The 21,798-nt window shown below is 51.4% G+C and carries 21 protein-coding genes; 6 read left to right on the top strand and 15 right to left on the bottom strand.

Translation table 11 applies throughout. The features are described 5' to 3' along the window. Nucleotides 1–116: 116 nt before the first annotated feature. Nucleotides 117–797, bottom strand: coding sequence for a hypothetical protein (locus SH302x_RS13010; protein WP_479369114.1), 681 nt, complete (start codon nucleotides 795–797; stop codon nucleotides 117–119). Nucleotides 798–1,194: 397 nt separating this feature from the next. On the opposite strand from SH302x_RS13010, the gene SH302x_RS13005 reads away from it, so the two are divergent. The 3 genes from SH302x_RS13005 (at nucleotide 1,195) to SH302x_RS12995 (ending at nucleotide 3,645) form a co-directional block, all read left to right on the top strand. Beyond that, nucleotides 1,195–1,743 (top strand): nuclear transport factor 2 family protein, encoded by a 549-nt coding sequence (locus SH302x_RS13005; RefSeq protein WP_479369113.1) that lies wholly within the window; start codon nucleotides 1,195–1,197, stop codon nucleotides 1,741–1,743. A 267-nt stretch (nucleotides 1,744–2,010) separates the two neighbouring features. After that, the gene (locus tag SH302x_RS13000) at nucleotides 2,011–2,724 is read left to right on the top strand and encodes a hypothetical protein (RefSeq protein ID WP_479369112.1); all 714 of its coding nucleotides are present in this window, start codon (nucleotides 2,011–2,013) and stop codon (nucleotides 2,722–2,724) included. Between the two features lie 63 nt (nucleotides 2,725–2,787). Beyond that, nucleotides 2,788–3,645, top strand: a complete 858-nt coding sequence (locus tag SH302x_RS12995) for an ATP-grasp domain-containing protein (RefSeq protein ID WP_479369111.1) — start codon at nucleotides 2,788–2,790, stop codon at nucleotides 3,643–3,645. 26 nt (nucleotides 3,646–3,671) lie between these two features. On the opposite strand, the gene SH302x_RS12990 is transcribed toward SH302x_RS12995, so the two are convergent. Then, nucleotides 3,672–4,307: a DUF2238 domain-containing protein gene (locus tag SH302x_RS12990; protein WP_479369110.1), complete on the bottom strand. Its 636-nt coding sequence runs from the start codon at nucleotides 4,305–4,307 to the stop codon at nucleotides 3,672–3,674. A gap of 358 nt (nucleotides 4,308–4,665) precedes the next feature. Here SH302x_RS12990 and SH302x_RS12985 point away from each other — a divergent pair, with 358 nt between their 5' ends. Then, entirely contained in the window at nucleotides 4,666–6,615 is a 1,950-nt protein-coding gene (locus SH302x_RS12985) for a hypothetical protein (RefSeq protein ID WP_479369109.1), read from the top strand. A 40-nt stretch (nucleotides 6,616–6,655) separates the two neighbouring features. On the opposite strand, the gene SH302x_RS12980 is transcribed toward SH302x_RS12985, so the two are convergent. The 4 genes from SH302x_RS12980 to SH302x_RS12965 form a co-directional block, all read right to left on the bottom strand. Continuing rightward, nucleotides 6,656–7,417: a 4'-phosphopantetheinyl transferase family protein gene (locus tag SH302x_RS12980; RefSeq protein WP_479369108.1), complete on the bottom strand. Its 762-nt coding sequence runs from the start codon at nucleotides 7,415–7,417 to the stop codon at nucleotides 6,656–6,658. Between the two features lie 242 nt (nucleotides 7,418–7,659). Next, a complete protein-coding gene (locus tag SH302x_RS12975; RefSeq protein ID WP_479369107.1) occupies nucleotides 7,660–8,676 on the bottom strand; it encodes a 2-oxoacid:ferredoxin oxidoreductase subunit beta in 1,017 nt (338 codons plus the stop codon). 109 nt (nucleotides 8,677–8,785) lie between these two features. Beyond that, nucleotides 8,786–10,669: a 2-oxoacid:acceptor oxidoreductase subunit alpha gene (locus tag SH302x_RS12970; RefSeq protein WP_479369106.1), complete on the bottom strand. Its 1,884-nt coding sequence runs from the start codon at nucleotides 10,667–10,669 to the stop codon at nucleotides 8,786–8,788. Between the two features lie 83 nt (nucleotides 10,670–10,752). Then, entirely contained in the window at nucleotides 10,753–11,091 is a 339-nt protein-coding gene (locus SH302x_RS12965) for a hypothetical protein (protein WP_479369105.1), read from the bottom strand. 276 nt (nucleotides 11,092–11,367) lie between these two features. Between SH302x_RS12965 and SH302x_RS12960 the strand changes: the two genes are divergently transcribed. Continuing rightward, nucleotides 11,368–11,580 (top strand): hypothetical protein, encoded by a 213-nt coding sequence (locus tag SH302x_RS12960; RefSeq protein WP_479369104.1) that lies wholly within the window; start codon nucleotides 11,368–11,370, stop codon nucleotides 11,578–11,580. 78 nt (nucleotides 11,581–11,658) lie between these two features. Here SH302x_RS12960 and SH302x_RS12955 read toward each other — a convergent pair whose 3' ends face one another. The 8 genes from SH302x_RS12955 to SH302x_RS12920 all read right to left on the bottom strand — a co-directional run bounded on the left by SH302x_RS12955 (nucleotide 11,659) and on the right by SH302x_RS12920 (nucleotide 17,714). Beyond that, a complete protein-coding gene (locus SH302x_RS12955; RefSeq protein WP_479369103.1) occupies nucleotides 11,659–12,150 on the bottom strand; it encodes a hypothetical protein in 492 nt (163 codons plus the stop codon). A 133-nt stretch (nucleotides 12,151–12,283) separates the two neighbouring features. Next, entirely contained in the window at nucleotides 12,284–12,850 is a 567-nt protein-coding gene (locus SH302x_RS12950) for a hypothetical protein (protein WP_479369102.1), read from the bottom strand. A 1,908-nt stretch (nucleotides 12,851–14,758) separates the two neighbouring features. Continuing rightward, nucleotides 14,759–14,971 (bottom strand): hypothetical protein, encoded by a 213-nt coding sequence (locus SH302x_RS12945; protein ID WP_479369101.1) that lies wholly within the window; start codon nucleotides 14,969–14,971, stop codon nucleotides 14,759–14,761. 70 nt (nucleotides 14,972–15,041) lie between these two features. Beyond that, nucleotides 15,042–16,136, bottom strand: a complete 1,095-nt coding sequence (locus SH302x_RS12940) for a M14 family metallopeptidase (protein WP_479369100.1) — start codon at nucleotides 16,134–16,136, stop codon at nucleotides 15,042–15,044. 348 nt (nucleotides 16,137–16,484) lie between these two features. Further along, nucleotides 16,485–16,883 carry a hypothetical protein gene (locus tag SH302x_RS12935; RefSeq protein ID WP_479369099.1) on the bottom strand — a complete coding sequence of 133 codons (399 nt, stop codon included), beginning with the start codon at nucleotides 16,881–16,883 and terminating at the stop codon, nucleotides 16,485–16,487. Beyond that, nucleotides 16,867–17,091: a hypothetical protein gene (locus tag SH302x_RS12930; protein ID WP_479369098.1), complete on the bottom strand. Its 225-nt coding sequence runs from the start codon at nucleotides 17,089–17,091 to the stop codon at nucleotides 16,867–16,869. Before SH302x_RS12930 ends, SH302x_RS12935 begins: the two co-directional genes overlap by 17 nt. 108 nt (nucleotides 17,092–17,199) lie before the next feature. After that, nucleotides 17,200–17,490, bottom strand: a complete 291-nt coding sequence (locus SH302x_RS12925) for a type II toxin-antitoxin system RelE/ParE family toxin (protein ID WP_479369097.1) — start codon at nucleotides 17,488–17,490, stop codon at nucleotides 17,200–17,202. Beyond that, on the bottom strand, nucleotides 17,487–17,714 hold the full coding sequence (locus tag SH302x_RS12920) for an addiction module protein (protein WP_479369096.1): 228 nt from the start codon (nucleotides 17,712–17,714) through the stop codon (nucleotides 17,487–17,489). Before SH302x_RS12920 ends, SH302x_RS12925 begins: the two co-directional genes overlap by 4 nt. Nucleotides 17,715–18,033: 319 nt before the next feature. Between SH302x_RS12920 and SH302x_RS12915 the strand changes: the two genes are divergently transcribed. Next, nucleotides 18,034–19,449, top strand: coding sequence for a hypothetical protein (locus SH302x_RS12915; RefSeq protein WP_479369095.1), 1,416 nt, complete (start codon nucleotides 18,034–18,036; stop codon nucleotides 19,447–19,449). Between the two features lie 476 nt (nucleotides 19,450–19,925). Here SH302x_RS12915 and SH302x_RS12910 read toward each other — a convergent pair whose 3' ends face one another. Beyond that, nucleotides 19,926–21,794, bottom strand: coding sequence for a glycosyl hydrolase family 28-related protein (locus SH302x_RS12910; protein ID WP_479369094.1), 1,869 nt, complete (start codon nucleotides 21,792–21,794; stop codon nucleotides 19,926–19,928). Nucleotides 21,795–21,798 lie beyond the last annotated feature (4 nt).

Raw genomic sequence — 21,798 nt, 5'->3', positions numbered from 1 at the left:
TGTGCTGAAGTAATGCAACTAGCACAATGCATTTTCGGGGCCAAGCGCATGGCATTCCAGGCAGCATGTTGGAAGACACATGGCCTAATGAGTTAGCCTAGGGCCTATCAATCTAATCAGCTCACAGCCTCCCGGCGACGACGGCCTTGTGCTCGGATTCTCTGTAACGCCATACCGCTTAAGGTAAGAAAAGCGAAACTACTTGGTTCTGGAACCGCGGTTACCGTTAGAAATCGATTGGTTCCGACAACAGCCAGCGGATCACCGCCGGGTTGACCAGCATTGCCAAGCCCCGCGTCGACATAAACGTTAAACGGATCTGGACCAGATATAAAGTCACCCGTCTGAAAAGGGAGACCGCTGATTTGACCATCGAACGGAAGAGTGTCTATCGTGTACAACCTGGTAGTTGAAAGATCAGGATTGGTCACCAGCATTTGCCAACGCATTCTTAAATCTACAACGTTGCCACCGGTGATCACGCCAAGTCCATCTCGCGTAATGTCCTGAAGTGTCCCACCAGGAACAAACTCATGGGGCGACATCACTGCCCCTGGAAATGGCGAACTAACCGTCAAAGAACCAGCAACATTCGTGAACGCCATCGTGGTCGCGTTGGGGATCGAGTCATCAAGGGTGAAAGTCAACGAGCCGAAAGCGACAAAGGGCAGTTCAAAATTATCAGGTAAACCCAACGGATTGTTTTCGACAGTGGTGAACACAAAATTCGCTTGGAGCGGCGCACTGAAAACAATATCGGCTTGACCGGACTGAGCACTTATCAGTAACAGCAACATACTTACAGGAAGAGTAAGAGATCTGACAAAACATGTATCCATATTCGGCTTCCCCAATCGTCAATAAAAACAGAAGTAAAAACGGCGAACTGACCAAACGGACTTCTGGATAATGTTTCCAAACTCACGACGCACCCCTGTGTCGTTTTGACAATCTGGCTTAGATTGCTGCAACGTTCTGTGCTAGTACACCATCCGCGATTATGTCGACCTTGCTGATTCCTAGGTAGGAACGGAACTAGCACGGTACCGGAACGAACCTATGACTAAGTATCCCAATGGTTTTTCGCATCGTTCGATTCCTTGCAACGGCAAACTTATTGCATTGCTTCGTAAGCAGCTTGGTTGGACACAACGAGATCTCGCCACCAAAGCCGGATTCTCCGAAAGACTGATAGTGAAGGCGGAAGCAAGCCAAAACATAGCGGCTTCGTCGCTGCATGTGATCGCGATTGCACTAAAAGAAAATGGAGCAAACGTTTCTTTTGCCGACCTGTCAGCAGATCCAGCCGCTTTAGCGAAAGAGTTTTTCCTATCGACGTATCAGCATGGTCCGAAAGCACTCGATGTCAACGCGCACTTCATTTCTCCGGACTTGGTTATTCATTTTTCTGGTGATCCGGCAACATTCCCTTTTGCCGGTACGCATGTGGGAATTGAAGCATCAAAAAGAGCGTTCGCCGCGTTTTACGAAATGATTCAACCACCAAAAGACACTTCTGAAATGGAAAATATCCAGTTCGTGTCCACTGGTCACGGTGCACTCGTCTGGGGTGAAACTTGGGCGCATCCACATGGCAAGCCAACAAGTTTTCCGCTAAAGTTTGCGATCAAAATGGACTTTAAGGATGGCTTAATGACCGTCTTTGATGATCGCTTCGACACCTTTGAAGCGATGAAGCAAGTCGAAACTGTAAAGCATGCGCCTAATGACGATGATTCGTAAATAGACCTTCATATGGTGGCCTCTTCCGCTTTGGCTGCCAACGCCAAAAACGCCATATTGATGAGCTGCTACTGAAGATCGAACTTTCGGCTGGCAAAAAAAATTCCATTTTCCATTAATATCCAAGCTCGACGTGCGTAATCTTTCCAGCAGCATCCTCGTTCGCTTTAGATGAGTGTTCACTGAACAAAAGACAAGCGGACTTCGAGGTAATTGCACCATGCCCAAGTCAATCAGGATTCCTCTTCTTTCTAACGGAAAACCCTTATGAACTCTAATCAAGAACCAACGAACGATAGTCCGCTGCAAAAGCTTGTACTGGCATACCAACAAGGTAAAACTGGTCGGCGTGACTTTCTGCGACAAGTGTTTGCACTTGGTTTATCCTCTGCTGCGGCTTATCGCATGCTGAACGATTCCACCGCAGCAGCGCAGACAGTAACGACCTACGCCTTAGGCGAAGAAAACGGCGGGAACCAATTAAGCACTCAGAGAAATGGTGAAGAGTCCGGGTCGCCTTCAGTAACCACACAGGTCATCGGCGAAGAAGGTACGGCCAGCACTCGCGCCGTCGGTGAAGAAAATCACCCACCTCAGGTTACAACCTATGCAATTGGCGAAGAAGGCCAACCGCCACAAGCCACAACCTTCGCGATTGGTGAAGAAGGCCAACAACCGCCAGCTACCACCTATGCGATTGGCGAAGAAAGCGGCCCCACAACGTTACGATCTGGCGAAGAAGGACCCGCTAATAACCCTACCACCTTGGCAACTGGCGAAGAGAACTCCGGCGGCGGCAATTTCCCTTCCACTCGAGCCGCAGGTGAAGAAAACCAGTCAGGGCCTAGACCCAATCCCTCCCCTACTCCCACGCCAACCACCAAAGCGATGGGTGAAGAGAACACCGGCGGGATTATCAAGCGTCCCTCAACGACGCCGAATATTGTCCCGCAGCCTTGGAAGGGCTTTCGTCGTTGGTAACTTGATGCCCACGCGAATAAAACTACCTATCCATCTCGCTGGAATATAGACGCGATTTTATAGATGACGCATCCTGAACTTTTGATTGTTGGTGGCCATTCAGATCCCAATACGCAGCGGGTAGTCGACCAAGCTCACTTGCGAAACATCGATTATGTATTTTGGGATTCTTCGGATGCGTGCAGTTGTCAGATCGCCTGGGATTTCCACGGCCCAGCGATCGACTTGGGTAATCAGTCGTATCAACCCAGATCCATCTTCTTGCGGTACAACGTTTTTGACGGTAACTCCGCGAACGATCGCAACTGCTTCGAAGCCATTCAAGCGTACGCGTTAGCATGGCCTGACGTTAAACTGCTCAATCGAGCGACAATCACCGACAACAATAACAAATCAAGAAACCTGCGCTTGGCTCGTGAGTTCGGATTGACCATACCAGATACGACCGTGCTGGCTGATCTCAGTCCACTAGCTACGTTGCCTAACGCAGACCAACGAGCAGTAAAGCCGCTCAACGGTGGCTCGCATACTCAGAATGCGAAGTCGCTGGTTGAGCAAGGTGTTTTGCTGGACCAGTGGGAACCGCAGTTCATTCAAGAGCGTTTGGAAGGCGAGAACTTAAGGGTGTTCGTCATTGATCATGAGCTATTCTGCTTTCATCTCGCGACAGAGCACTTGGATTATCGTGAAGATCCTTGCGTGCACGTCGAGCAAATGGAAGTTCCGCAAGAATTGCAAACTTCGGTGCAACGTTTTGTAAGGCATATTGGATTCGACTACTGTGCACTCGATTTTCGTTGTCGCAATGGTTTCGAGCAACCGGTGTTTCTGGAAGTGAACTCGTTTCCAATGTTCGTGCGTTTCGACGATGCGGGGCAAAACTGCTTAGTTGATAAGATGCTCAATTTCTTGGTCGCTTGACACTGACGCCTGAAGGACGTTTTCGGTCAGTGCGTAGGTACTCGATTTCGTACGCTACTAGGGATCCAGCGACAGACGACAGGAAAAACGATTGTTGCCCCAAGCCAAGCGAATGCAAGATCTTTCTGCGCGTCCCAGATATCCCCTTGCTGGCCGTTATAAGATTCCGCCATCGATGGCGAAAATACGATCGCGATTTGCCATTCCATAATTTCATAAACCGCGCCGATGGCCAGGATGCAGGCGATTGCTAGGCAGGCCGCAATCATCGGCGTGACCTTGCAATAAAACTGCAAGAATTCTGCGATAGGTGGGCCTCCCAGCGATCCTGAAGCGAAATGGACGAATCGGTCGTAGTGATTGCGTTTCCAATCAAACACTTCCGTCAAAGAGCGACCGAAGAAGAAGCTGACTAGTTCGTCGTATGGTACATATGAATAAATCCACCGTGCTCCAATGATGTGTAGCCATAGGAATGAAACACAACAGGCGAAAGAAATCCAAGATGCATGGAATTTTGCTGTGACAACACCTAGCACTGCAATCCCTATTACGGTGGGCACATGCTGCAGCACCAACTCGGCCGGATAAGGAGCATGCACGAACGATGCGGCGACGGCAAGCAAAGTCAGACACAGCCAGAAGATCCGCCAAGCGTCCATAGATGATCTTTTGAAAAAGCGAACTAGAGGAATGAGAGTCGTGCCATTCTAAGCCCCGCGGGGACGGCCTGCACTCCTTGCAAGCGATTACTTTTCGTCCAACGCCTTCGCTGGCCCCCTTGTGCCGTCAATCCTGCGAACTTCCACATTCTCGTGTGCCGCCTCAGCCCGCCAATTACAATAGAAGGGGTTGTTTGGCTGAGTTTTGTCGACGGGAAAAGCGCAAGATGACGTTAGTTTGGGGCAATTGGGGGCTTTTTAAGGGGGCTGCTGCCGTTAGAATGGGCGTCCAAAGAATGACTCGTTCAAATGTGTCGCATCAAGAATACTTAGGATGCAGAAGCTTGGATTGCAACTTATGCTGAAGAAAACTACGCTGAATCAACTACAAATCTCCCTCCGCAACGCATTGTTAATGGCGGTCTCATCCTCCTGGTTTTTGACGGCCGCGACCGCTCAGGCCCAGCAGGATTCGCCGACGGTGTCTCCGGTAGAAATCCCTACCGATTTCACCTTGGAACCTCCTCAAGTGACGCTGAATGCGAAAGACATTCCGGCCGATATCCGATCGCTTGCAGAAGCGGTCAGCAATGCACGACCTCGTTTGACCAGCACGCAGCTTCCCGACCCGTCGCAGACGATCGTAAAGCTAAATGACGCCATTGCTACCCTGCGAACGAATCTGAGTCGAGCTGGCAGCCAGCGTCAATCCGATTGGCTGCGATTCCTGCGAATCGAACAATTGGAAGCGGAGCTGGCGAAAAGCGTGCCCGACCCTGCGGTTTTGACTCAAATCGAAAAGAACGCAAGGCAGAACTATCTTGGTCTTGAAATGCCTGCCGTCGTAGCACTGCGCAAAGCGATCGAGGCCCATATCGATGCCCTGCGTTTCGGAGCAGACAAAGAGGCCACGATCAAGCGATTGGATCAATTGCTGGAAGCACTCAGCAAGCAACTGCTCGAAAAGGGCGATTCTCTGAGTGAACTTGAAATGAATCGCGATCTAGGACTGATCGTCTACTACTTAAAATCAGCCAATCAAGTGCCCGATCTGCAGCGCACGATCACATCGCGATACTCAAAGCCCACCGCGAGAGTTCTCTTAAGCTCTGATTTTGTGCAGCGATCATTTGGGCGGCCTGTGAATCAGTCTAACCCGGTCAATGAAGTGATCTTGGGTACCAGTCTGCGGGGGCAAAGCCTGATGCAAGGTCAAGTCGTTCCGGTGCTGGTTTCCAACAACAGCGCTGCCACCATTCAATTGAATTTATTGGCCAACTTCAGCAGCAACAACGTCGGTACAAACCGAGGCGTTCGCTTGTTGACCAGTAGCCAAGCGGGCATTGCGGCTTGCGAAACGTTGCAGTTGACTAACAATGGACTAGTTACTTTTAATGACACAAACGTCAACTCGAATTTTTCATCGCAAATCAATTCGATCCAGCACAATTTAAAGATTGTGCGGCGGATCGCGTCGAAGAAGGCTGCGGAGCAGAAGCCGCAAGCGGACGCGATTGGTCAAGCGAGACTGGAAAGTCGCATCGCGGAACAGTTTCACGAGCAGTTGGTGAGTCAACTGAGCCAGTCGAATTCGCGGTTGACGCCTCCAGCACTCCCCGCGCTAGAACGACTAGGACTCCCGCGTCCTGACCGACAAAGCTGGAGCTCAAACTCTTTCATGGCTTTGCTATGGAGGTCTCCTGACAACGTGCAACTGGCCGCACCCGCTTCTTGCCCGTTGGTCGTGCCAGTCGAAGGTGTCACGGCACAGATTCACCAAAGCATGATTACGAATTACCTTGAACCCGTATTGGCCGGTCGCGTTATCAGTAACAAAGATCTCATCAGCTTCGCTAAACAGTTTGGAGCGAAGATTGATGATGAACTCTCGCAGGAAGCATCCGGCGAAAACTGGTCGATCACAATGGCTTCCTATCATCCTGTCGAAGTCGAATTTGAAGATGACTTAGTAAGCTTCCAAATTCGTACCGTAAGTCTCGACCGCGGACGCCAGAAGTTGGCTCAGCCAGCCACCATCCGTGCAACCTACAAAATTGAATTGCAGGATGGCTACCTTCAGTTGTACCGCCAAGGCAATGTTGATATCCAGTTTTCCGGACGCATGGCGCGTGGGACTCAAAGCGCCACACTGCGAGGTTTTTTGAAGTCGAAATTCGACAAGGCGTTCAAGGAACAATTATTCGACGCTCCTGTTCGTCCCACCGATCGTTTACCGCCAGAAGCCCCGCAGCTAACCACCACCGCGATAAATTCAGACATGGGTTGGTTGCAGTTTACATTGAACTAGCCACCGAAGTAGTTGGTCTGGCCGCGATATGCTTGCGGCGTTAGCGAAAGCTTAGGTGATCGAAACGCGGTTCGATGGTACGGTAAGTAATCTTGCAAACCGCGCCGGTGTACGCCACGCATGCTGCTTCGCTATCGGCCAAAGTCAGCTTTGCGAAGCTCCACCGCGCGTTATCACCGCAGATTGGGGCAACTTGCGGATGAGATGCAAAGCGTAATGAAGGACTGGATTGTTCCATATCGATGGAGAATTGGTCCAGCGGAATGGAAAGCCCCTGACCAATGGCTTTGACATACGCTTCCTTGCCAGTCCATATCTCGAAGAACGCTTGCCGTTGCCGGTGAACAGTTGGCTGCCTTTGAATACTGGCCACATCCTCTTTCGCGAAGAATGACTGAGCGAGGCCCAGGAAATCGATGTCCTCGCGTATGAATTCAACGTCGATGCCAATATCACGTTGGCTTGTTACGGCAACCATCATACGATCCTTCGAGTGCGACAAGCTGAACTGCAGCCCAGCGAACAATTCACGCGACTGAACTTCCGAACCGGGGACACACAAAAATGGTTTGCCATGTGCGTTCTGTTCAAACTGCAAACTTGCTGGAGCCGCATCGAGGTAGCTGGCCAAAATGATGCGCAACAGTCCGCGACGTTGAGCGAACTTGTGCTGCAGTTCAGGAAAGCGAAAGCGGTCCGCCCGCTCAAGCTCATCATCACTCAGCAGAGTTCGAAACGATGCGGCTTCGTTCGCATTGGCCGCTACACACCCATGCCAGATTTCGATTTTTTGCGACATCATCAGCGGCATCTAAGATGTGAGTGGGCTCAATTTGCGATAGATTTCTAATCCGTTGAGTTCATTTACCCGACAGCATCAACGCGGCCCGCCGGGAACGCGGTTGAACATCCTAGCGTTCAAGGAACCGCTCAAACATTTGCCGAAGGCGTATGCGATTTCGTTACGAGTACACCTACGGCTGACTTTTTAACGAAAAGTCTGCCATGATGGAATTCATTGAACGGTCTTGCGGTTAAACGCCTTTAGTTCACGGTCCAAGTGTCGGAGCCCGTCAGCAAACGCTGCAAATCACCGGGCCCCTTCTTAGCAGTTGCTTCCGTAACTTGAGCTCGCAAGTCATCGTTAAACGTCGAATCAGACACTTGACGGAAGACCCCAATCGGCTCAGGAAACTCAGGACGACGCATCCTTGCCAAAAGGCAAGTATAAGTGATGTCCGCTTGCTCGTCATGGAACAGCAGGTCGTCTTCTTTGACACCGTCCTTCTCCAGATCGACAATCTCCAACTTCAAACCTTGCAAGCGAATTCCCTTGCTGCGATCCTTGCCGAAAATCAGCGGCTTACCATGCACCAGCTCAACCACATTGTCGTCGCGAGTGGACTTATCCTGAGCATATGACCAAGCACCATCATTGAACACGTTACAGTTCTGATAGACTTCCACGAACGAAGTTCCTTTATGAGCAGCCGCTCGCTTGAGCGTCTCGCCAAGGTGCTTTATATGGACATCAATTGATCGAGCAATAAAGGTCGCTTGAGCCCCCATCGCGATCAAGATCGGATTCAGAGGATGATCCACCGAGCCCATCGGCGTACTCTTGGTGACCTGACCTTGTACGCTGGTTGGCGAGTACTGGCCTTTCGTCAGACCATAAATGCGGTTGTTGAACAAAACAATATTCACGTCCAAGTTACGTCGCAGACAGTGAATAAAGTGATTACCGCCAATGCTTAATGCATCGCCGTCACCGGTGATGACCCAAACGGTGAGATCTGGCCGCGTAACCTTCAGCCCTGTCGCGATTGCGGGAGCACGGCCGTGAATGGAGTGCATGCCGTAGGTGTTGACGTAATAGGGGAAGCGGCTGGAGCATCCAATGCCGGACACGAACACAGTCTTTTCCGGTACCACACCAATTTCCGGCAACACCTTCTTCATCTGAGCCAAGATCGAATAATCGCCGCAACCTGGGCACCATCGTACGTCTTGGTCGCTGGCAAAATCGTTAGCAGTTAATACTGGTAGGGGAGCGTTCATGGTAATAATCTATGAGTAAAACAATTGAGTTAGACTGGCATCAGGCATTGCGGGCTGCTCCAGAGTGTTGGAATGCAGCGCCAAGAGTGGGAAACAGGATCAATCAACGTTAGCTCGCGCGGCTGGCGACATGAGCTTGCGTCGTCGTGAGTTCGTTGATCTTGTCCAGTAGTTCATGAATAGTGAATGGCTTGCCTTTGACCTTATTCAGGCCAATTGCATCGACCAGGTAGCGGGCGCGAATCAGCATCCGCAATTGCCCGCAATTCAACTCAGGAATCAAAACTTTTTCGTAGCGAGAAAGGATTTCGCCAAGATTGCTTGGGAAAGGATTCATGTATCGAATATGAGCGTGCGCGACACTGCGACCTTCCTTGCGAGCTTCATGGACCGCCGTGAAAACCGCGCCGTATGTCCCCCCCCATGAGACCACCAGCAGCTCGCCGCTCTGCGGACCATCCACATGCTGCGGCGGCAACAACTGAGCGGCATTGGCAATCTTCTGAGCGCGGATATTTGTCATCTTCTGATGATTCTCCGCGTCGTAAGAAATGTTCCCGGTACCGTCTTCCTTCTCAAGCCCGCCGATGCGGTGCATCAATTCCGGTGTGCCAGGAATCGCCCATGGCCGTGCCAGAAGTTCGTTGCGGGCATAGGGCAAGAACACATTGTTTTCGCTCTTGTGCTCCGGATGCTCGATCTTAATTCGATGCAAATCATCGGCGTTCGGAATCAACCAAGGCTCTGAACCGTTGGCGATATACCCATCCGACAACACCATAACGGGCGTCATCAACGAGGTCGCCAACATCCACGCATCCAAGACGATGTTAAAGCAGTCGGACGGCGATTGCGCTGCTAGAACCGGCATCGGAGCTTCACCGTTGCGGCCAAAGATAACTTGCATCAAATCGCTTTGTTCCGTCTTGGTAGGAAGCCCCGTGCTAGGTCCACCACGCTGGATATCCAGAATGATCATCGGCAACTCCAGCATCACGCACAGCCCCATCGCTTCACCTTTAAGTGCGATGCCTGGGCCGCTGCTGCAAGTGACCGCCATTTGGCCACCGTAAGCGGCTCCGATTGCCGAACATGCCGCTGCAATTTCATCTTCGGCTTGGAATGTCACGACGCCAAAGTTCTTGTGTCGCGATAGCTCGTGCAGAATATCGCTGGCAGGTGTAATTGGATAAGAAGCATAAAATAGCTCTTTCTCCGATTGCTTGGCGGCCGCAATCAACCCCAGAGCCATCGCTTGATTGCCCATGATATTGCGGTACACGCCAGGTTTAAGCCGAGCGGGCTGGACCGAGTAACTGGTCGGCAATGCTTCGATCGTTTCGCCAAAGGCCCAACCCGCGTTCAGCGCTTTCTCGTTGGCATGTGCGATCGTGGGATCTTTGGCCGCGAACTTGCCGCGAATAAACTTCAACGTTGGCTCCATGTTACGGCCGTACAGCCAGTAGATCAGGCCCATGGCAAAGAAGTTCTTGCAGCGATCCGCTTCCTTGACGCTAATATTGAACTCCGCCACTGCTTCCTTGGTTAGCCGCGTCATCGGAACTTTCACCAAGCGATAATTCTCCATCGCCGGCTCTTCCAGAGGGCTGGTCCGGAGCTTCGCCAGCTTCAAATCCTTCTCCTCGAAACTATCTTCGTTAACGATCAGCGTCCCACCAGGACGCAAGTCGCCCAAATTCGTCACCAGCGCCGCTGGATTCATCGCCACCAGCGTATCGACCACGTCACCGGGCGTGTGGACTTCGTGCGATGCAAACTGGACCTGAAAACCTGACACGCCGCCTCGAGTTCCACGCGGGGCGCGAATCTCAGCAGGGAAATCGGGAAAGGTCGCGACGTCGTTTCCGGAGAGTGCAGAGGTGTTGGTGAGTTGCGTTCCCAGCAATTGCATACCGTCGCCGGAATCTCCGGCCAAGCGAACAGTAACACCGCTAACAACGTTGACTTTCTTAGATGCTGAATTCGTCGACATGGATAAACTGCGAAGGATAAGCAAAAACAGCGCGTAAAATTGGCGCTTGGTATCGATAGTATCGAATATTCCGGTAAGGCGAATTAAACATTTTGGCGAAGAATCAACGGTTTGAATATGGCAAAATGTCCCTTTTTTACCCATCCTTTACCGGCGAATGCCAAAAACTCTAACTGCTTGAGCCCGACAATCCCTGCCAATCGATCAACGGCGATCAACTGGCGACGTGCCGATTTGCTGGTATCTGTACCGGGCGGCGTCAAAGTCCGCTTCGCATCTGCCCCGTATTTCTCCATTTCTCCCGAAAGCTTGCTGCCCGGGACTTTGCCCCACAACGACATCGCCGCTGACGCCCAAGCCAAACCAAGCGATTCGGCGAAACGAAAATCCCGCCTAAGCCCTACTTGCTCAAACGGAAGCATAAATCCAATCCACACACAGCTTCGCGATCGACTTTGAGAAGAGCATTGAATTGTGAGTGTGCCACACAACCAACGAATCCTCAACGCCAGCGTGGCGTGTACACGAAATTGGGACCGACAAATCAAAGCCGCCGACAATCGCTTTGATTCTGCATCCCGATAGCGATGGCAAGCCAAAACTTGAAGCAGACGTTAAAGCGAGATGATCGAGCAACGGTCCGAACGGCCACCGCAAGCAACTAGGGATCAGACGAGTCGAAGGAATAGTCGAAAGCGGTGGCGCAAGCAGCACGATCGGACCTTCCCAACCCGTCCGGTAAACGGCCAGCCACGTCGCAAGGCAACCGAGGCTATGCGCCACAATTGCATCTGGCCGCTGATCTTCAAGATCGAAAGCCAATCGATCAACAATTTCATTCAGCGTCAGCCCGACACTTGGATAGCGAAAAAGAGTCGGTTCGAGCGACGCATTTCGCAGCCTACGCATAAGTGGCCGAAACACTGCTGACGTAACGGCAAAGCCGTGAACGATCCGAACTGTCGCATTGTCCATAAAATTTCTGCAAGCTAACTTTGCCTGTCACTACGTTTTTGCATTCGTCGCAGCTCCAGTTTGCAACGACTAAGAAAACTTCGGTTTACAGTTCTGTGTGCTTTTGTGTGCTTTTCGCTCCTGAAACTCGGTGCTCGGTAAGGATTACCATCATCCGCCCCCGAAATCGGCTGGTGCTCTTCTAGAGTCACTGACTGGCGTGAATAACGATGAAGACGAATGCTGCCGTGAATCCATCCTACTATTAATCCAATAAGCAGTCCGAAACCTGCATATCCGAGAGAAGGTGGTACAGGGACCCTCGCAACGGGACCGAACCAAAAAAGAGCAACCAGTCCCGCACCGATGTACATACCGCCGATCCATTCCGGGAGAAACTGTCCGTGAATTCGTTTTGAATCATTGGTCCTTGCATTCAGCAAGTGAATGGTTCTTCCAATCCCCCATAACATGCCACCTCCAATCAATACAGCTTGAAGCTCGCTGAGCGTTTGCGCATCAATCATATAAGGATCCAATACGAGTCGTTGAGTGGGCAGGTCAACGAACAGCGAAAATAAAACAACCTAAAGCAGAATACGATGATTTCAGGCAGCATGCACTCAGCGACTTCAGTACACCGCGGCATCATTCCTGTGACTACCAGTAGGATGCGCTGACGTAGGCCAACTGCTGGGATTTAGAATACCACACGTCAAACCCAGCGCCACGCCCTGATCGCCAGCCGCGATAAACAATTATGTCCGATGGACAAGGCCAACGATACAGAGCAAATCGGCTGGTAAACTCTTCGTTGAGGTGCAGGCCACCGGAAATGTCTAGCTTGAATGGCGTGGCATCTAAGTATCGTGATCGCTTTTGTGTAACGTCGGCCATCCAAGATTCTAACGACGACTCAGCAATATTGAATCTTAGCTTATGTCCGGAAGCGAACTTGTGCAGCGTAATATTCGTGGCGTCTCTCGGTAGTTCCCCATAGCGGTCGTTCAATCGCGAGGCATCTGGGAACTCAAATACTCCATATCGAATAGAGTCAACGACTGCACCCACGAGCATAAGTATTGGAGTACCAGCAATAAAGCAGACGCCAAAAGAGGCAATCAGCGGATACTTTGTGTAGCGGCGCATCAAGCTGGACAAAACAATCAAGCTGAGAAGCAGCACAACGCAGGTGATTTGGATTGGTAAGACTAAAGGCGCGAACAAAATGCCCCCCCTGCTGAGCAAATATCGAGACCGACCAGTGGCATCTTCAACGCGTAAAGCTTCGGACAGGAACCGATGTTCCTCACCCAAGTGTTAGATTGCTCCTCCGTCGTAAGGCAAGGGGGATCGAATCTCAAAAATGCAATTCCTCTCGCGGTCTTACTTAGTTGACATCCACATTGTAGTTGCAGCTACCGAGACCGGCCAGACTTGAAACTCAACAAACAGTTTCGTCATCCACAAAAGTTGTAGCTAGACAAGTCCGGGACAATCAATGTCCCAGCAAGCGAAGCCATCGCAGATACAAAAGTAACAATCCCGGGCAACGCGAGGAAAGCGACCTCGCCAAGCGATATTCTAACGGCCTACATGAGACCAAAAGGCCAGCCATCGATGATATGCACAGCATGCGCATTCTGAACCTTGCCGAATGAGTTGCAACATCTTATGCCGCAACGAATCAAAATGATTTGCGGAGCGATCGACTTATCGAGTCTAATTCGTGTATGTCTCTCCACCAGCATCGCATTCTGTTGTAAACACCCCACTTGATCGCTAAATGTAGGTCGTGAATGGTATCGTTTGTTCGGCAACGAATTGAGTACGCTTTGGAAAATGTTCTCCAGGGCAAGAGTCTCACGTCCCAGACCTCCCGAATACGCAAGCGTCCCACTGGGGATATCAGCCCACACGCAAACATAGCCCCCATGCACATGAGCCCGATACTCTCGTCAATGCAGATCACGCGCATCATTCCCCTTTTATTCCCACCGAGCGCCCAGTGTGCGGTGCAAACGAATCGCTCCCAGTCAGGAAGCCTCTCAAGTTCCCAAAGTCTGCCGCCGAACTCGGACATGGTATAGAGATCTTTTTCTGCATATCCTCTCGTCTCAACGTCGTAAACTGGAGCAATCTTTCGGTGCAGAAGCCCCCTAGTAGTAAGCGATAAGAGGACTGCCTCCAAGGCGTCGTCATCCAGTCCGTGTGAGTACGAACAATTCATGTGGAAGGCGTAATCTTCCCTTCGAAGTGCATGGAATCCCAGCCTGCTATCGAATAGAAAGTCAAACAACAGGAGCTCATCGTTGCTCAAGTCAGTCACATTTGTGCGAAGTGGAATCTGCATTCTTGAAGGGAGTATCTATCCCGATAACTACAGCTCACAGCTAACTGCGATGACAGTAACGGACAAGTTGGAGCGGTGGCCAAGATCAAATCAGACATTTGCCAATTGACCATCATCGGTGAAACCCTTCGCTCCGTCTTCCCCTATCTCTGGTATCTGGCGCAGAAATTTTTGGCTCGCTCCAGCAATCCAGTACTGGGTGCCTATTCTCTTTTGTAGTCGAAGTGGGTCCAATGATATGCAGTTTAACGCTATAAATGAGAGCGTAACTAACCCACAAAAGAATTGCCACGGTAAAATGTCAATCAAGGCATCTCTGGAATAGTAGCCCCAAGCAAACACTGCAATTCCCAAGTACCTTAGCACTCTGACCAATAGTCGTCTGCGTTTGTATGCCCTCTGCAACTCGATGGACAGGCAATATCGGACTCGACAGTGAAGCGGAAACACCGACCCAAAATACGATGAATGCAGGTGGCGATCCACAAAGCACTCCTCGTCAAGCCGAATACCTGATATCACACAGTATGCGGGAAACTCGCAGCAATTTCTCGTAACTAGAGAATCACCGTCCCGTTGTACGCAATTCTTTGCGAAAACGCCTGCCGTTTCGATAGTGCATGGTGAATAGGGATTCAAGCTGTTACCAATAATGATGAATGCTAGCGACGCGTCCGTCACCGACTACGACTTCTATTGAAATTAACTGTCCATCGATCACCAGCGTAGATCGCTTGATCCTTCCGCGTCACGTTTGCAGGTGGCAAATGAACAACCTTCACTCAATCTCGATTGTACTGCGGACGAATCTCACGTGCACGGGCTAGGAGAAAGTTTCGAGAAGTAACCGGGAGCAGCAACGATTGGAAGCCCATCGCTATCGGCCTCTCCAATTCATACTCTCCCGCTTGAGCCATGGATGCGAAATCGGCTGCAACAATCGTGTAGAAGATCGATTTGTAGGTACGTAATCTTTGCCAAACTTTCGACGACACGCTGCGCGTAGTGTTAAGAGTAACGCACACTGCGCCCGAGATGGGCTTGGAGTTGCATCGCGTGACCGCATCATAATTGGACTTGCAACAATCCCTTTTGGGCTCGAAATACAAGATCCAATCCTGACTCTAGGACCTTCGAGCGCCAGATGTCTGACGCCGGATAAAACAACTCGGTGAGCCGCTGTTTGGTCTTAAGGGTGGAGGCTGCTTTCGGGTCACCCCAATGATGAGCTTGGTTTTCTGCACGCAACCCTGCAACTACCTGCACTGGGCTGTACGTACCAAACTCCGCGCAGGCGAACAGATAAGTCGGGGCCAGTCCGCCTGTCACGCACCATCGCCCGAATCCGCCTCGCGCAGCATAAGAGATGCCACTAGAATCACACGCTTCAAATGAGTCGGCCCCAAACCAATCCGTCAGCCAGCTTCGCTGCGTCGCATTCAGGGGGTAATCAATAAGCAACTTGCAGGCACCTTGCCGACCTAGCCCTGTGTGAAAATCAAGATGGGCGACACACTTGCTTCCCCTAAGCCATCGGGGCAGGTGCTCGCTCAGCAATTGCTGCGAGCGCGAAGGCCCGCTGCCTCCGAAGAAAAGCCCACGCGGGAAATCGTACTGACCGCCCGCTACAGCTTGCTGCAACGCGGGCATACCATACTTGGAAATTAGCCACAGTGCCTTCAACGAGAATGGCTCCCACGAGGAAGGCGGCCTACGTGGATTAAGGAAACCGTCAAGCCGGGCGTAGCCAGCCGGAGCACCCTCGAAACGTTCGCCGGTCAGCAAGAAGTTCCGATTAAGATCGACATTGTTTTCGTCGAACCGACGAAGCCAAGCGAAGCCGAAAGGGTTCAGCCCATGCAGAAACACACATCGAATTGGCGGAGTACGAGAGGACCTCCATTGTTCCATCATTGCGACTTGTATAGCTGACCCAAAAAAGCCTTCGACACCATGTATGCCGGACGAAACGACCAACACTTTCTCTGGGCCGCCCGCTTGCGACAGTGCGACATCAAATGTCAACTCTTCACCACTCGGTCCGAGATGACCAATGGAGTGAGCTTCTAATTGCCAACCAAGCTGCGACGCGGCTTGGCGAAAGCGTTGCCGAGCGGTGGCGTAGTCATGTGAAAATGAGGTTGGTACTTTGCTCGCCACAGTTACTTTCCGATGCATAACGGCTGCGTTTTCCCAACGCCAGATTGAATGCCAATAAGCTCAAATTCAAACCGATTCAGCGGCATCGTTCAAGTCGGAAGCATTGGCATCGACTTCGAACTGCGTCGGTGCAGACCGGTTTCCGGCAGACAGAAGCAAATCGACGTGATAAGGCTCTTCGTACGGTTGACGTGTGATACTCAGGAAGGACCGCACGTGACAAATGTGTTATTGGCAGAACGACCGGAATCAACGCGCGGCCCAATTCGACATTGCTCTCACGAGAAACGCCGTCACAGACGCTGCGTTGCGTCCCATGATTCGTCCGTATTTGGAGTTGGTGTCGCATCAATCTGTCCAATGATAACGAAGTATTGCACCAAAACTACCACAAAAAGCTGTGCCAATGGCTGTTATTAAAACGACACCAATAGAATTTAAGAACAGATCTGACTGGTAATTGTTATAGACGAAGTCTTGATGTAGAAAGGTTGTCGCTGACGAGCGTGTCACCATTTCATACAACCACGCCAACGACGCTGCAAAAGCTCCTAGGAATGAGACTAGGTAAATCCGCAGGTAGGAAGCCCGCCGAATCGCAGCGTGTCCAGAAAGCAGTACGGAAACGACAAGCGGTGCGTACTCGACGAACGCTAGACTTTCTTTCTGTATTGTTGCCGATCTTGCGGCAAGATAAACCGCGACGACGGTTACAAACATCATCAGGTCGCTAATTTTGAGCTGCATTCTCCAAACGTCCTTCTACTCCAACAACAGTTGCCATCGGAACGCCGAGCCTTCCAACAAGGTCAATTGAGCGGCCAATTTCACTGGCGTTAATCTGCAGCCGGCCCTCCGTATGCTCGTACTGCAACGCCCAAGCCGCCAAACAGCAAGAAGCTGCTATCGCAACGATACCAAGCACCGGCGTCCCGAGAAAGTAGTGCTGCCTCATGATGAAGTCCTCTTCTTTTGTCGACGAACAGCAAGCATCACCGAGGTCACGACAAGTAATGCTTAATCTGAAAAAATATTCAACCCGCGACTCCGGTGCATGCGGAAGCTATCTACGATTCTGAATGTCGCCCTCATCTTCGCCGCTGGTGAAAAGCCCAACAACAACCACGAACTGTTCGTCGATACGGAAATACAAAACAGCGGTAAATCGTTTGAGCCGGCAAGCACGGTAGCCCGTATGGTCAGCGGCGAACAACTCCGGATTTGCCTTGACCCGTTCTAAAGCACGGTAAAATTCTGCTTCGAACATTTCGCCAAGACCAGTTGAAATGCGATCGAACCAATCAATGCCCCGCAGCAGATCAGATTCGGTGTGTGTCGTTATACGTGCCTTCATCGACCACGCGCCACACGGATGCGTTCTCGAAATTCTTCCTCGATAAGCGCAGTCGATGGATCTGCCTTGTACTCGGCCCAGCGACGGTCCAGTTCGGCACGCTGTGAATCGCTCAATTCAGTGCCAATGCCGTCCGCCAGTCGGTCCCAGATCGCCTGAACGACACGAAGCTGGTCGATCGGTGGCAGCGTAGAAATGTCGTTAATTGCTTGCTCAACGGTCATGTTTCGATCTCCAAACTGACAGTTTAACATGGCGGGGAAACGGTGCAAATACCATTATTGGACATCACATTGATGTTAGCCTACGCCACCCGCCTATCCCCTCCACGACTAGCTGGCACTGGGCAGCGTAAAAACGTGTTTCTACATAGTACTCCGCTTTGATGCTGACGTCTTACAAGTTGGTGTAGAGGGATTCACCAGAATTTCTTTGGACATCCAACGCAGGGAACTCACCAAGCGATCCCAAGACTTTTCACCCGACTTCCAAACGAGCGTCACTCTGTTTTGCGGACTACCGCGAGCCTCACCGTGTCAAGCGATGTTGTACGATCGTCGCTACGTTCTTGGATTTTTGATCATCAAGGAAGAAGGATTGTTCTACTTAAGCGACTCAACTCAGTACAATGGAAGATATTCTTGGTACATAACGGCAGTCTTCTCCTATCTGTTGCTTAAGGCGGTTCTCATGAAACCTCTAGCGTTCGCTCTGATAGCGGCTTTCGTAGTTTCTTCCATCTGGCTCTCGTTTGAGTATGGGGCACACCAGCGCGCAAAGGCTTTTGAGCAGGACTTTGCGAAACGGCAAGAAAAGTTTCGTCGAGTGCTGCTCAGTAAAGATTTTGAAGAAGTACAGTTCGAAGGTTGGGGGGGAGGTCGAACGCTGGAGGAAATGTTTCCGAGCACGGCAAATGAGTATTTAAAGTCGATACGAATAGGAAGTATGAGGGACTCAGAATCTTTTTCGAGGTCGCTCGGGATTCACAAAGACCTGCTACCACTTGAAGAACATCGCAAAGTCGCACAGTTCTTTCTAGATAAATTTCCGGTCGTAGACTACGCGGCTGATTTGCAGCACGAAACCGGACGCCGATTGAGTAAACATTCAGCGAAGCACCGCTATCCCTATTCACTTGCTAGTGCTGACACCATGGAGATGCACATCTGGAACGCAATGCATTTCAGCGAAACACCAGATTCACATCGCCCGAATCCGCAATACGATCCTAAAGAGACGCAATGGTGGGAGCCAAGAACAACTCAAGCTCTAAAAGAGTTGCATGACAAGAAGCTCGATGCGTTTGCACAGATTCCTGAGTTCGGCTGGTTCCGGACTCGCTTCATTGGGTTTGACGACATAGTTGTGACAGAGTCTCCCAAGATTGATATTCACGATCCCGAGTTACGCGAACTTGGATATCAAGCTAACTCGATCGAGCTGTACATGAGACAAATGTTTGAAAGTTCTTCGGACGAATTTAAACAAGAACTGGGTTATCCCGTGGCATATCGAAAAGCGAGGGGGCATAGAAAGCACGCGGTGGCCAGGATCCGAACAACATTCCAAGAAATCGACCAGCAAGACAATGATCAATTGCACGATGATGCCACTTCAGTTTCAACAGCCGATGCAGCAGCCATCTCGAACGTTTGGCAACTGAAGCGCATGGAGCTTGTTAGCCTTCTCAAGCATAACATACCAATGGCTTACTTTTCAGAGGATTATCTTCCCGATATGGCGCATTTGGATGACATTCCAACAAGGCGTTTGACGAAATTTGAATCCGAAGCCGTAGAGCAATTGTACCGGGGCGAACTGTTAGTCATTGACCAGAGACCTGACGAGATAAATTTTGTAGGTGCCATCCGAGGGGGCAAAGTTTGTCTCAGTTGCCACGCCACCAAAGCAGGAGAGTTGTTGGGTGCATTCACTTATCAACTAAAGCGCATCGACTAAGTGCGATTAGTCCCAACATGGACTGATAACTGTAGGTACCGCCGCAACGCGCGAGCGTTAAGCAACCCAATCGTTCCTCCGGCACCGCAAATATCCATTTTAGCAGCGAACTAACGCGCCGCCGCAGTCGCACACGCAGAAGCGGGTTCGCAAAAGCAGGGTCCGGTTTGGGCATACTGTTATTCATTGAGTTTCCTCAAACGAGCAACTGACTTAAGTTGGCCACCATCGAGTCCACACGAAAAGCATCAAGCTAGTTTGCACCGTTGACAGACATCCTTGGGCTGAAATTATCATCGCAACTTTCGCGGAAGTGACAGGCCAGGTTCCGCCGCCGCAGTCTTCTCCGCGTGAGTTGCTCAACCTTAACGTACAGCCAGGTCGATTGAATCGATTAAAGTTGACGTTGATCTCCGAAAGTAACGGCTCCGCGATTCGTTTGCAACGCTACCTCTGGCTAACACTGAAACGCGTTCTTACTGTTTTGGGGTACCCGCATAAGGCCAAGTGCCTCCCATCCCTTGCCGGATTTCGCGGGTCTCCTTGCCGCGACGTTCCCGGACCAAGACCTCGAACGGCTCTCCGTTGTAGCAGACCTCTCCAAAATATGCCCAAACCGAGGAGTCCGTGTTGACGAACATCGGCGCGAGTCGGCCTGCCGTAGTAGTGTAGCTGAATCCGCCCAGAACTTCGCTGCGTCCGCCGCCGTGTGTGTCGAGCAGTGTGCCGCCGCGCTCTGTCTTGTAGCCAAGTATCCAGAGATCGCCATCGTCGTTGCGGAGGTGCGTGCCTTGGTTCTCAATGTTGAGTTGCCGTGCCCAGAGACTCTGCCGTTTGATCTGCAAGTCGTGTGTCACGACATCCTCGAAAAACCATTCCGCCCCCTCCGCATTGTGGGTGCAGGAAAAATTGCAGTCGGACACGCTGCGCACAACGAGCGAACGTTTTGTGTCTACTTCCAGCCCGCCGTGGATGTGGGCAATATGCTCTAGAAACACCACTGGCGCTTCGCCATCTTCAAGCCTGAAATCGGGTTTCAGCCCGACACCGTAGTTGATTTGGCCGCCCAGACCAACGACACGGTGGACCTTGCCGCGGATCGTTACCGTCTTGCGCATGTTGTAACTGCCCGGGAGAAAGATGGTGGTTGCTCCAGAGTCCATCGCCGCTTGGATCGCAGCAGCCGAGTCCGCGTTGCCGGTCGGATCGGCGCCGAAGTCATCTACATTCGCCCAGGTACTTGGTTCATCGCGCGGAGTGTCGGGGGTTTCCTTCACTGGGAGTCGTAATGAGGTCAGCGACGAAGGAAATAAACTTGTTGTCGCATGTGAGCAATACTCGTCAATATTCGGTCCCTCGCTCCCTAGCTTGTGTATGCCTTGAATGCGATACGCAGCGGCAGAATCGGGGGTGTGCGAGACGTCAGCCAAAGCACGTCCGTATCCGATCGTAGTCACGTCGCGTAGAAAAATTCGCCCCCCATTGTAGTTCACGACGGCTGGCCTTCTCGCAGCCTCACCTTGTCCGATAAGTTTGGCGTCCAGCAAACACAACGTACCGTAGGTGGAAATTACGGGCACTGCATTGTCGCTGGACAATCCTCGAATGCTGATCGCCTGACCTTCATTCAAGATCCCCACTTCCGTCTGACCACGCAGCATGATGTGCTCAAAGACCTGTCCGTTCACCGAACGCCCCGTGGCGATACCGCGCCGGAAACCCAGCACCTCACAGTTCCGGACAATCAACGGCCCGTTCATGTCGCGATGCGCTAGGTCAAGTCCGGTGTGACCGCTTTCCGAGCCGCCCCGGAAACGGCAATCGCGAACCGCACCGGAGTTGTTTGAGTAGAACTGCAAAGCGACCGCGCCGGGATTGCCTGCGCCAACGTCGAAGGTCAAGTTCTCGATATAGTTGTGAAACCAATCGGCTGATCCGAAACCACCGCACCACATGATTGGCTCGGGCTTCGCCGCATCAGTAAACGTCCCGTTTTTTAGCCGGATGATGCTGGTCTCTCGCGATTGACCGGACAAATAGGTAAAACCCCAGTTCTCGCGCCCGCCAAATTGCTTGGGCCACGTCAGCGTCGAACTCACGAGGTAAGTGCCTTGCGGGAAATACAGGAGACGATGAAGACCGACATTCTCGTTGATGGCCCTTTGCAGAGCCTCAGTGTCGTCAGTTACTCCGTCGCCACTTGCATTGTACGGCGGGCGAGTCACATCGACCACGTTGCGATGGCTCGGAAAGACAACTTCGCTCGCATTAGTAATATCTTGATCTACCGTACAAATCAACGCTGCAGCCAACATAACTAGGCGAACAAAATTTGATCTCTTCATCTTC

Source organism: Njordella calcicola (assembly GCF_056494125.1).
Note: the sequence above shows the minus strand (reverse complement) of the source record. Positions and strands in the feature narration are given on the sequence as shown.